Origin of the sequence: Bacillus sp. PK3_68, assembly GCF_003600835.1 — a bacterium.
In the GTDB taxonomy this organism is placed as follows: Bacteria; Bacillota; Bacilli; order Bacillales; family Domibacillaceae; genus Pseudobacillus.
In genome coordinates this window covers 1,590,130-1,602,656 of sequence record NZ_NQYC01000001.1, presented here as the reverse complement: position 1 = coordinate 1,602,656, position 12,527 = coordinate 1,590,130, and the positions used below count along the sequence as shown (strand labels likewise).

Genomic DNA, 12,527 nt, shown 5'->3' with positions numbered 1-12,527 from the left:
AGGGCGTTGCCTTTTGAACACAGTAGTCACAAAGCCGCCTTACGTCAAAACTGTTTCGGACTTGATAGAGACAATTCAGCAGCTCTGGGCACTTAAATCATATAATGCTTTGCAGGAGTGGCTTGAACAAGTGGAAACTGAAGATGAATATTACCGTTTGATCCGGCTGGCCGATGCCGGAGCAATGTATCGATACAGCAATTTTTTAGCAACGGCTGCCAACAAGCGCTTTCGCTCTGTCCGCACATTTTCTTGGTATTGTTATAGCCTGCTTGAACAAGGAAAGAGTCTAGAGGCGGAGGCAAAGATGAAACAGCGCTTGTTTGATGAAGGCGTCGATTCCTTGACGCTCGAAGAAAAAAAAGCGGCTTGGCTTTTGCTTGTCAAAGCACTTTGCCAATTGCACCGCTACCGGGAAGCGGCCGATTATATACGTCTCATTGAAGAGTCAGGCACTTTGTTGTCGCCCGATCAGCTAGCGGATTTCTATTTAGAAACGAATAATTGGGAACAAGCTGAACAGATAGTGAAAAAAGGGCTTGATCTGCCATTTCACGAACGTGGTGACGTCAGCTTGCTCGTATATGTAGATTTGTTGTCAAGGCAAGGAAATCACGAAGCAGCACTTCACATGCTGCAAAAAGGAACCGAGGTCTTTCCAGAATGCCCTGTATTTCAGTTGGAACAAATGCGTAGCTTTCGTCTGGCTGGTGACTTCCAAGCGATTCTTGATCATGCTGATTATTTAAATAACAAAAATCCCTTTCATGAAAATAAGGATTATTTCATTTATTTAAAAGCCGAAGCGCTTTACAAGCTGGAAAAGTGGGATGAATTAAAACAATGGATTGCCGCACACAAAACAGTGCTAGAAAAGACAATATTTAGTGAACGGACAATAGATCCGAATAAAGCTTATCAACAAATCATGATTCAGCCAATTCGGCAAAAGTTGAATTATTGTGTACCGGCTACCCTTTCAATGATGATGCAAACAGCTGGAAAAAATGTGTCGCAGGATGAAGTTGCCGAGCACGTTTTTGATGTGACTGGCTCCAAGTTAATGACAGCTATTGATTATATGGCTTCTTTAGGCTTCTCCTCTGCATTTTTTAAAGGGACGGTCGAGTTATACAAGCATTTCATTGATAACGGATGTCCGATCGTACTCGATATGCTGATTGAAAACCAGTCACATGTTCAGCTTGTTACCGGGTATGATGACAGACTTGGAGTGTTGTTTGTTCAAGATCCTAACGAGCTGGAAACACTGCTTGTTCCTTATGAAGAAGCTGCGCACACTTATCGATTAAAAGATCGGCTCTCGCTCGTGTTTGTTCAGGGAGAACAAAAAGAGATGCTTGAACAGCTAGATCTGCGCACTCATAAGTTCTTTCAAAAAATATTTGTCTATTTAGAACAAATGGAGGAGAATGCGGAAGCAGTCGTTGCTGATTTTCTCGCTTATCTGACAGAAAATGACGAGGAAATTTTTTCTTCTATTATCGGTTTGACGATGATTCAGCACCCAAAAGCTAAGCCATTTCTGAATAAGTGGATTAAAAATGTAAAAAAGCGATTTGGTGAGGATGATGAGGAGATCCAGCTGCTCATTGCTCATTCTTATTATATGCATGACCAAACTGGCGAGGAATTCGAACGTGCCATGCATCATATCAAGCAAAAAAATGCTTACGCCCATTTTCTTCTCGGAATCGTAGATTATCAGAACGATCAAACAGAGAGAGCTATTTTTCATTTAAAGCGTTCACTTGAGAAAGATCCTTTTCAGCCTTCTGCTTATGCCTACTTAGCGCGATGTTATGCAGAGTTCTCGCAGTTTCAGTTGGCACAGCAATGGGCGCTTATAGCGCTTGAGCAAGCGCAAACAGATGAATTTATTCGCTCAACATACGCACTTATGTTATTGGAGTCGGAAGCAGTTCAAGAGGCGATGGCTGAGTTTAAAAAGCTGTCTGAAGATTATCCACAGGATCATTATTATATATATGAAATTGGCCGTTGCTATATGGAGATGGGGGATAGCCGAGCGATTAAGTGGCTAAAGCGTGCAATGGAGATGAATCCTGCAGTACCCTATCCTTATTTGCGCATTGCCGAAATTCGAATGAATGAAGAAAAGTGGGAGCGGGCAGAAGCATATTTGCAAATAGGGACAGAGGAAGTGGTGCCGGAAGAAACAGGAATTCTTTGGTTATATATCGGTCATACGCGCATGGGCCGTGAGATGTATAGCCATGCGGAGGAAGCTTATAAACAGGCTGTGCAGCTTGACAGTGATGGAGAACTGCTTGCGGCAGTATACGAAGCACAGTCAATTATTAAGCAAGGGGACTGGCAGCGGGCTGAAAATGTTATTCGCTGTTATGCTGAGCCTGCGGATAACCCCGATATATACGTAAGAGCTGGCGCCATGATGATGGAAGAAGCTGAAAAAGACAAGGAAAAGGAGCTTGGCCTTGGTTTTATGGAAACAGGATTAATACAAGGCAGCGGATTAGGAGAACAGGTTTCTTTATACGTTGAATATGTAGAAGATACGCCTTTTATTCACCGCGCGCTCACTTTTTTGCAAAAGCTTCGAACCCAGTATCCGTTAAGTGATTTGTATTGTTATGAGGCGATTTTCCAGGAGGATCTGGAAAACTTTTCTATAGCTGAATCGCTTTTGTTGGAAGCGGTAGAGCTTGACAAAAAGAACACCTTTCCTCATTATCGCCTCGGAAAACTGTATCGAGCGTTGGAGAAACATGAGCTTGCCGAGCGTCATTTGCTGGAGTGCATCAAAATCGATCCTGATTTTACTGCTGCCCATGAAGAGTTGGCGGGTTTATATGAAGAAGCGGACGATATAGGGAAGGCGAAAAAGTATCGATTTCGCGTATTTGAAGCCATTCCGCAAGCATGCGAGATAAAGCAGCTTGCAGAGTGGATGGCCTCTCCAGCCGAGCGGCAGAAATTAAAGAATCATTTGATCAATCTGCAAGGAACAATCGATGAAGAATGGCGCTTGGCTGCCCTTAGTGAAGTATTGGAGACGAGAGAAGCGATCCATTTACTTGAGAAAGAAGAAGCTGTAAACTTGAGAGCAAAATTGGCGGAGCTTTATACCGATAACGGGCAGGAGAAAGAGGCCTTGGCCTTAATAAAAACATTGATTCAAAAAGAACCGACCAATGAACATTTGTATGACCCATGGATGAAAGCTCTGTACAGTTCGAGAAAATTATTGAAAATTGAAAAGTTGATCAAAAGCATGAAGCTACCTTCAGAAGATGCAGCAGCTATATATAGAAACAGCGGCAGTGCACTTGTCCCTTATATAGAAAAGCTCGAGGAAGAGAAAAGCGGCATATGGAAGAAGATTGCTGGCGGTTTGAAGACGGTTGGATTAATTAGTGTGATTATCGCTTTATATGAAAAGGCAATTGAGTTAGATCCTGATAACTCTGAGAACTATAGCCAGCTGGCTTCTTTTTACTTAGAGCGAGAGGTAGCAGACGAGGCATTAAAGGTATTAAAATTATATTTAAAACGCCATGAGGATGACAATTTTTGTTTTAAAGCAGCTGCTTCAGCTTTGGCACATGGGACAGAAAATGGAAAAGACAAATATATTAAGGAGGCCCAGGAATATCTGCTTATGCTAAAGGAGAAGCATCCTGCTGATGCAGATGTCCGGGAAATGCTCGCAGATTCGTTTCTTTTCCTTGGTGAACCAAAGGCAGCCCTAAAAGAATATAAAGCACTTATTAAAAAAGCCCCTTTCAAAATAGAAGGCTATGTCGGAAGGATACTTGCGTGCCTTGACCTTGACCAGGAAGAGGAAGCAGAAAAGAGCCTAAAGCAAATACCAGAACAAATGCGGGAACGTGTGATGGACCAGCTTAGGGAGTTGGCGGATGAGCACCCGGCATTAAAAGTACTGATAAGTAAATAGAAGAGAAAGACCGGCTGCTAATGCGCCGGTTTTTTATTTTAAGATTGAGACAGCTTGCCTGATTGAGGCCAGCTATTAGACGACACAAAGTATAGTGGATGTCCCTTGTAAAGAATGGAACATCTATACCCGAAGGCGGGATACGCGTAGAATTCGACTGATCGACGGATGCTGCTGGGTGAGAGTCAAAATATAGGGCCATTATTGATTGGATAAGGGAGAATGAATCATTAGGGATTCTCCTTATAGCTTGAGGTATAAAATTTACTTACTTCCAAAAAATAAGCGCATGAAATCATTTAGGAGGTAAGTAATGTGGATATAAAACGAGCAAAACAAATCGTATCTTCATCTGCAGATATTGATGTAACATTCCAAGGTGTTTCCGTTTGGATTGACGAACTGCATGAAGAGGAGAAAATGGCAACTGTTCATTTAAGAGGCCCATTGGAAGAAAGAACACGAGTCGCCATTCAAGATTTAACTGAGGAGAAGGAGTAAGAAAGAAAACCCGCTCTTGGCTACAAAGAGCGGGTTTTCTTTCTTACTAAAGCTTGGCATTAGACTTCCTCTTGGTCGCCATTCTCGCCATCGTTGACTGCAATGCCGTCTCCGCCGACAGCGTGCTGCTGTTTCGTATTAGAGCTCGCGACGGCTGCATTTGTTCCAGCGGCGCTGTCTGTTCCACTGCCGCTTGCCACCTGAGTCGCTCCTGCTGTTTCTTCGGATCGATTGATCTGATTGTTGATAACAATGACAATTCCTTCCTCATCATCTTTCCAGCTTCCATGTTTTTCATGCGGCTCTTGCTGATCGCCGTTTAGGCCGAAGTTTTTGGCTTCTCCTTCCGCTCCCACACTTTGCTGTTGTTCGGTGTTTGACGAATCAATCGCGGCATTATTTCCTGCTGTGCTATTTCTTCCAGCCCCGCTCGCAATTTGCGTAGTATTTGGTGTGCTGGTGAATTGATTATTAATAACGATAACAATTTTGGTTGTTTCAGGAACAGAGGACTTAGCAACAATTCGTTCTCCATCTCTTTCAATGAAAACGTCTACCTTTTGGACGTCGTTCTTCTCCCGTTCCATTTCGTCGTTATAATCATCAAGATTTGTATCAAAGCTCATTTTGGACCTCCTTCTTTTGATAAATCTAAGGAGAGTGCATACATTTCAAAGGTTTTGCAGGCTGGCGTTTGTTAGGCATGTACTTCGTTAACATCTGGATAAGCTCCCTATTACTATAAATGCTAGATAAAAAAATTTTCTTGTACAAATGTACAATATTTTAAATGCCGTTAAAAAAGCTATTTAAGCTTATAAAAAAACATGGCTGTCGACAAAGTCGACAGCCAGCATTTATTTTAAATCCACTAGTTTTAATAATTAATCCGTTTCTCATCTTTTTTGCAAAGTTCGAGGTGTCGTGCGCCCTGAAAGCTGTTACGCCGTTTTAATTCAGCATCAATGGCATTGAGCACGGTCCATTTATCGACACTCCACATTGGGCCAACCATTAAGTTGATAGGTCCATCGCCAGTAATGCGATGAATAATCATTTCCGGCGGCAAGATTTCGAGCTGATCACATACGAGATTCACATAGTCTTCAAGAGATAAAAACTCAAGCAGCCCTTTCTCATATTGCTTCACCATTGGTGTGCCTTTTAACAAATGGAGCAAATGAATTTTAATTCCTTGAACATCAAGGCGGGCAACTGTCTCCGCTGTTTCCATCATCATCTCGGGTGTCTCAAGAGGGAGGCCGTTAATAATATGGGAACAGATGCGGATATCATGCTTACGCAATTTCTCTACCCCCTCTACATAAGTAGAAAAGTCGTGTGCCCGGTTAATAAGTTGTGCCGTCTTTTCATGAACAGTTTGCAAACCGAGTTCCACCCATAAGTAAGTGCGCTTATTTAGTTCAGCTAAATATTCGACTACTTCATCCGGAAGACAATCCGGGCGTGTAGCGATCGATAAACCGACGACACCCTCCTGGCTAAGAACAGTTTCATATTTCTCGCGAAGCACTTCTACGGGAGCATGAGTGTTTGTATATGCCTGAAAATAGGCCATGTATTTGCCGTTCTTCCATTTTTGATGCATTTTTCCTTTAATATCGTGAAACTGTTTCTCCAGACTGTCAGACCGGCTGCCGGCAAAATCACCCGACCCGGCGGCACTGCAAAAGGTGCAGCCGCCGAATGCGACTGTTCCATCACGATTTGGGCAGTCAAACCCTCCGTCCAGCGCAACTTTGAATACTTTATGTCCAAAATGATTGCGTAAATGATAATTCCATGTATGATAGCGCTTATTGTCACTTGCGTAAGGAAATGGATTCATCTTTATTAAACTCACCCTCTCTTTCAAGCTGGGCAAATGCTGCAGCATAAAGGAAATTTTATCATGAATAAGCAATAGAAAGCGAGCTTCATCCGTGGAAGATTAGTCAGAATTTTAAGTTCAGAAAACGGCTTGAAAAATTTGGCTTGGCGATCTACAATACTATTTTGGAACTCGAAATAATTAAATAAAACAGGAGGGGATACAGTATGCCAAAAGCAGTTTGGTTGTTAGTGATCGGCATGGTGATTAATGTGACAGGTGCTTCGTTCTTATGGCCTCTCAATACCATTTACATACATGGTGAATTAGGAAAATCCTTGTCGATAGCAGGGATTGTTTTAATGTTAAATGCTGGGGCTACCGTTGTGGGCAATTTGCTCGGTGGGGCGTTATTTGACCGTCTTGGTGGTTACAGAACGATTTTACTTGGGGCAGGCTTAAATTTGATTGCGATGGCTGGCATGACAATGTGGCATGACTGGCCCCATTATGTTATCTTTTTAACGATTGTCGGCTTCGGATCAGGAGCGATCTTTCCGGCTGTCTACGCGCTTGTTGGTGCGGTTTGGCCAAAAGGAGGACGCCGGGCATTTAATGCTGTGTATATTTCGCAAAACGCCGGGGTGGCGCTAGGTTCTGCAATGGGTGGTTTTGTTGCTTCTTTCTCCTTTAATTATATCTTTGCGGCCAACTTGGCTATGTTTATTGTTTTCTTTCTCATAGCCGCTTTTGGTTATCGCCAAATGGCCAATGTGACCGGAGTACAAACAAATGTCATTGCGGAAAATGGCAAAGTGAAGAACCGCAGCAAGCTGACGGCACTTTTCATACTATGTACAGCTTATATGCTTTGCTGGGTTGGCTATGTTCAATGGCAGTCGACTATCGCAAACTATACACAAGAAATAAATATCAGCCTGAAAGAATATAGTTTTCTATGGACAGTTAATGGCTTGTTAATCGTATTTGGCCAGCCGCTCGTTAACTTTTTTGTTCGGGCTTTTCAGGATAATTTAAAAAAGCAAATTATGATTGGAATTCTTATTTTCATGGGATCATTTGCTATTACCGCTTTTGCAAGCGACTTTAGAGGGTTTCTCGCCGCTATGCTTATCTTAACTATCGGTGAAATGTTTGTCTGGCCGGCGGTGCCGACCGTAGCCAGCCAATTATCACCAAAAGGCAGAGAAGGGTTTTACCAGGGAATCGTAAATAGCACCGCAACAGCCGGACGGATGTTTGGACCGGTGCTCGGCGGGATTCTCGTGGATCTATACGGCATGCCGATACTATTTATCACTCTGATGGCTTTCTTGCTTATTAGCATGGGATTAACAATGATTTACGATCGGCCATTAAAAAAGAAAAAAGAAGTACCATCTCCTTCCATATCTTCTCTTTAAGCTTGCAACTGTGGGCAATTTTGTCTAAAATAGTCGTAGATTGAATAAGTAAAAGATGATGATGAGGAATAGTAGTGACGATTTTCGGAATTAGAGAGCTGGCGGGAGGTGCAAGCCAGTCCGGAATACCATGAACTCGCCTTGGAATCGCAGGTGCGAACCATAAACAGTAGTGCCTGCCGCCGATCTGCGTTAAAGACGTCAAGCAGAGTGCCAAATGAAGGCACTAATCTGGGTGGTACCGCGGGAAATATACTCTCGTCCCAATTATGGGACGGGAGTTTTTTAATATTCAACATGGAAGGGTGTTACAGATGAGTTTCGATCATCAAAAGGTTGAAAAGAAATGGCAGCAATATTGGGAAGAAAATAAAACATTCAAAACACAGGAACAAAGAGGACAGTCAAAATTTTACGCGCTTGATATGTTTCCTTATCCATCAGGGGCTGGCCTTCATGTCGGCCACCCGGAAGGCTACACAGCAACAGATATCCTATCACGCATGAAGCGGATGCAAGGGTATAACGTTCTTCATCCAATGGGATGGGATGCGTTTGGACTGCCAGCGGAACAGTATGCATTGGATACAGGAAATGACCCGGCAGAATTTACTGAACAGAACATTAATAACTTCCGCCGCCAAATTAAATCGCTTGGCTTCTCTTATGATTGGGACCGGGAAATTAATACGACAGACCCGGAATATTATAAATGGACGCAATGGATTTTCCTGCAGCTTTATAAAAAAGGCCTCGCTTATATTGATGAAGTAGCGGTGAACTGGTGTCCGGCTCTCGGTACTGTGCTTGCCAATGAAGAAGTCATTGATGGCAAGAGTGAACGGGGAGGCCATCCTGTTGAACGTCGTCCGATGAAGCAATGGATGTTGAAAATTACAGCCTATGCTGATCGTTTGCTCGAAGATTTAGAGGAGCTTGACTGGCCGGAAAGCATTAAAGACATGCAGCGCAATTGGATCGGCCGTTCCGAGGGAGCAGAAGTGACATTTGCTATTGATGGTCATGATGAAACATTTACTGTGTTCACAACGCGACCAGATACACTTTTTGGAGCAACATATGCGGTTTTAGCGCCGGAGCATCCATTTGTGGCTAAAATTACTACAGATGAACAAAAAGAGGCAGTGGCTGGCTATTTAGATAAAATTAAAGCGAAAAGTGACCTGGAGCGCACGGATCTTGCCAAAGAGAAAACTGGTGTTTTCACTGGTGCTTATGCAATCAATCCGGCAAATGGAGAAAAGATGCCGATCTGGATTGCTGATTACGTATTAATGAGCTACGGAACTGGAGCCATTATGGCCGTGCCAGCACACGATGAGCGTGATTATGAGTTCGCTCAAGCATTCGATTTGCCGATTAAGGAAGTAGTAGCCGGCGGAGACGTTGAAAAAGCAGCTTATACTGGCGATGGTGAACATGTAAACTCCGACTTTTTAAACGGATTCAATAAAGAAGAAGCGATTCAGAAAATGATTGAATGGCTTGAAGAGAAAGGCATTGGTACGAAGAAAGTAACATACCGTCTTCGTGACTGGCTGTTTAGCCGCCAGCGTTATTGGGGAGAACCAATCCCAATTATCCATTGGGAAGACGGTACCATGAGCACTGTTCCGGAAGAAGAATTGCCGCTTATGCTTCCTGTAACAACAGAAATTAAGCCGAGTGGAACAGGTGAATCTCCGCTTGCTAATATTGATGATTGGGTTAATGTCATTGATCCAGAGACGGGCAAAAAAGGCCGGCGTGAAACAAATACAATGCCGCAATGGGCGGGAAGCTGCTGGTATTATTTGCGCTTTATCGACCCTCGTAACAGCGAGGCGCTCGCTTCTGAAGAGAAATTAAAAGAATGGCTTCCGGTCGATATTTATATTGGAGGAGCAGAGCATGCTGTGCTTCACTTATTATACGCCCGCTTCTGGCATAAAGTTTTGTATGATCTCGGTGTGGTTCATACGAAAGAGCCATTCCAAAAGCTGTTTAACCAAGGAATGATTCTTGGAGAAAACAATGAAAAAATGAGTAAATCGAAAGGAAATGTCGTGAATCCGGATGAGATCGTGGAAAGCCACGGGGCCGACACACTTCGCCTGTATGAAATGTTTATGGGGCCGCTTGATGCTTCCATTGCCTGGTCTACAACGGGACTTGACGGTGCCCGCCGCTTCCTTGACCGCATTTGGCGCTTGTTCATTCAGGAGACTGGCGAATTGAGTGAGAAAATTACAGACTCAGGCAATGAGCTTGAAAAAGTGTATCATCAAACAGTGAAGAAAGTGACAGAGGATTATGAGCATTTACGCTTTAATACGGCTATTTCCCAAATGATGGTATTCATTAACGAGGGTTATAAAGCAACAGCTATTCCAAAAGAATACGTAGAAGGCTTTGTTAAATTGCTTGCTCCGGTTGCGCCGCATCTGGCAGAAGAAATGTGGGAAAAGCTTGGCCATGAAGGTACAATCAGTTATGAGCAATGGCCAACATATGACGAGTCTAAGCTTGTTGACGACGAAGTGGAAATTGTCGTTCAGGTAAACGGCAAAATGAAAGCAAAATTAATGATTTCCAAGGAAGCAACGAGAGAAGAGATGGAACAAATTGCAATGAACGATGAAAAGGTGCAAGAGCAGATTGCCGGAAAAACAGTGCGTAAAGTCATCGCAGTGCCGGGCAAACTTGTTAACATCGTAGCAAACTAAAGAGAGGATGGTACAGATGGAGCCAATTCCAGAAATTACACCTGAAGAACTTAAACAAAAATTAGCCAACGGTGAAAAGTTGGAAATTGTGGATGTACGGGAAGATGAGGAAGTGGCAGGCGGTAAAATTCCGCAGGCTAAACACATTGTAATGGGAACCATCCCGAATCACTTAGATCAATTTGATAAAGAGAAGGAATATATTTTTGTCTGCCGCTCGGGCCGACGCAGTGAAAATGTCTGCTATTATATGCGCGATCAAGGTTTTAAAGTCCGTAATATGGCAGGCGGCATGCTTGAATGGACCGGCGAAACAAAATAATGTGCTTAGCTGTTCCCCTTCATCAGAAGGGGAGCAGCTTTTTTATTGGAGAAATTGAGAAGGAGAAAGGCCTAACTGGAATCAAAGTGAACATATCCTGAATCAGGCAGGGATATCGGGCATGCAGAGCTGGTATCATCACTTATGCACGGAATATCAACAATTAGGCTGCCATTAAAAAAGTAAACAAGAAAAACATACTTCCCTGCTTTTAACACAAGCTAAAAAGGATATTCAGCAGTTGAATATCCTTTCACAAATTTCCGGTGAGGTGAAAATGATGAGCAGAAAAGATTGGCTTGATCCGACTTCTCAAAAGTTTCACCACAATTGGACGAGACCGAAGCGTACAAACTCGCAGGTGAATGGTCATACGGAAGTATCCCGGCGGACACGCATTAACCAAAGCGTCTCAAACGAAAATCGGTTTTGTTGATGTAAAGAAAAAAGCAGAGGAAAATGTCCTCTGCTTTTTTCACTGGGCAGCATTTGAGCCAGCCAGCCGACCAGTAATAAGTGCGGAGGTAATATTGTAGCCGCCTGTATAACCATGGATGTCGAGTACTTCACCGCAAAAAAATAAGCCGGGCATTTTTTTAGAAGCCATTGTTTTTGGGTCCACTTCTTTAATAGAAACACCACCGCCGGTGACAAAGGCTTTCTCCAGTGGCAGGGTCCCGTTGACAGCAAAACGAAACTGCTTGCACAAGTGCGCAAACTGGCGGATTTTCTCGGTGCTAATACCGTTTCCTGGTGTTTCCTCATGGATCTCCGCCTCTTCCAGTAAAAACAGCAAGTAGCGCTCAGGAAGCAACCCTTTTAAACTATTTTTCACCGCTTTTTTTGGATGATCAGCGAGCTGTTGGCGCACCTCTTGAAAAAGCTTTTCTTCATTTTTGTCAGGCAGGCTGTCGATCGCCATGAATACTTCACCTGTTTTGCTTTTCTTGAGCGCTTTAACGACAAATTGGCTGCAGCGCAGCACTGCGGGACCAGATATGCCGAAGTGGGTAAAAATCATATCCATGCGGTGAGTAATGATTGGCTTGCCCTTAGGGTTCAGAACGCTTACAGCTACATCGCGAAGAGAAAGTCCTTGTAGTTTTTTCTCTTTAATAAATGGTTCCTCCGAAGTGACCGGCACCTCTGTCGGATAGAGCTCTGTTACTGTGTGGCCCGCTTTTTCAGCCCACGGATAAGCATCGCCTGTTGAACCAGTTTGTGGAACAGAACTGCCGCCTGCAGCAATAACGACAGAGTGGCTGCGGATGGTTTGGCCGTCGCGGAAAATGACTCCGGCTGTACGGCCATTTTCAAATAGCAGATCGGCCACGGCCGTGTTCACACGTGTTTCAACGTTGAGCTCTTTCATCCTATTAAGAAGTGCGTCAACGACTGACTGCGCTTTATTGCTTACTGGAAACATGCGCCCGTGATCTTCCTCTTTTAGGGCAATACCGAGGTCTTCAAAAAAACGAATGATATCTTCATTGTTAAAAACAGAGAAAGCGCTATATAGAAAACGACCATTTCCCGGGATATGCTTAATGATTTCATCAACCGGTAGGCGGTTGGTTACATTACAGCGGCCGCCACCTGATATAGCAAGCTTTCGGCCGAGCTTGCTGCCTTTATCAACAAGCAATACACGCGCTTTTTGCTCACCGGCTGCAATGGCTGCCATTAAACCGGAAGGACCGCCACCGATAATAATTACATCATAGTCCATATGGAATCCCTTCTTTCTTAAGCAATTCTTTTC

At 43.6% G+C, this 12,527-nt stretch carries 9 protein-coding genes and 1 other annotated feature; of the genes, 6 read left to right on the top strand and 3 right to left on the bottom strand.

The genetic code is table 11. The features are described from left to right. Positions 1-13: 13 nt before the first annotated feature. Together CJ483_RS08270 and CJ483_RS08265 are read left to right on the top strand one after the other, a co-directional pair. Positions 14-3,961 carry a tetratricopeptide repeat protein gene (locus tag CJ483_RS08270; RefSeq protein WP_120033923.1) on the top strand — a complete coding sequence of 1,316 codons (3,948 nt, stop codon included), beginning with the start codon at positions 14-16 and terminating at the stop codon, positions 3,959-3,961. A 315-nt stretch (positions 3,962-4,276) separates the two neighbouring features. After that, complete coding sequence (locus tag CJ483_RS08265; RefSeq protein ID WP_120033921.1) at positions 4,277-4,462, top strand: H-type small acid-soluble spore protein; 186 nt, start codon at positions 4,277-4,279, stop codon at positions 4,460-4,462. 59 nt (positions 4,463-4,521) lie between these two features. Here the strand turns inward: CJ483_RS08265 and CJ483_RS08260 are convergent, their stop codons facing one another. Beyond that, positions 4,522-5,049 (bottom strand): hypothetical protein, encoded by a 528-nt coding sequence (locus CJ483_RS08260; RefSeq protein WP_120037874.1) that lies wholly within the window; start codon positions 5,047-5,049, stop codon positions 4,522-4,524. Positions 5,050-5,339: 290 nt separating this feature from the next. Then, complete coding sequence (gene mnmL / locus CJ483_RS08255) at positions 5,340-6,359, bottom strand: tRNA modification radical SAM protein MnmL/YtqA (RefSeq protein WP_120037872.1); 1,020 nt, start codon at positions 6,357-6,359, stop codon at positions 5,340-5,342. A gap of 161 nt (positions 6,360-6,520) precedes the next feature. Here mnmL and CJ483_RS08250 point away from each other — a divergent pair, with 161 nt between their 5' ends. The 4 genes from CJ483_RS08250 to CJ483_RS08235 all read left to right on the top strand — a co-directional run bounded on the left by CJ483_RS08250 (position 6,521) and on the right by CJ483_RS08235 (position 11,201). After that, complete coding sequence (locus tag CJ483_RS08250) at positions 6,521-7,717, top strand: MDR family MFS transporter (protein ID WP_120033919.1); 1,197 nt, start codon at positions 6,521-6,523, stop codon at positions 7,715-7,717. Between the two features lie 49 nt (positions 7,718-7,766). Next, positions 7,767-7,986: a binding site (T-box leader), on the top strand. A gap of 45 nt (positions 7,987-8,031) precedes the next feature. Continuing rightward, a complete protein-coding gene (gene leuS / locus CJ483_RS08245) occupies positions 8,032-10,443 on the top strand; it encodes a leucine--tRNA ligase (RefSeq protein ID WP_120033917.1) in 2,412 nt (803 codons plus the stop codon). Positions 10,444-10,459: 16 nt separating this feature from the next. Next, complete coding sequence (locus CJ483_RS08240; RefSeq protein WP_120033915.1) at positions 10,460-10,765, top strand: rhodanese-like domain-containing protein; 306 nt, start codon at positions 10,460-10,462, stop codon at positions 10,763-10,765. Between the two features lie 280 nt (positions 10,766-11,045). Beyond that, complete coding sequence (locus tag CJ483_RS08235; protein WP_120037870.1) at positions 11,046-11,201, top strand: YpzG family protein; 156 nt, start codon at positions 11,046-11,048, stop codon at positions 11,199-11,201. A gap of 39 nt (positions 11,202-11,240) precedes the next feature. Here CJ483_RS08235 and CJ483_RS08230 read toward each other — a convergent pair whose 3' ends face one another. Next, a complete protein-coding gene (locus CJ483_RS08230) occupies positions 11,241-12,494 on the bottom strand; it encodes a BaiN/RdsA family NAD(P)/FAD-dependent oxidoreductase (protein WP_120033913.1) in 1,254 nt (417 codons plus the stop codon). Positions 12,495-12,527 lie beyond the last annotated feature (33 nt).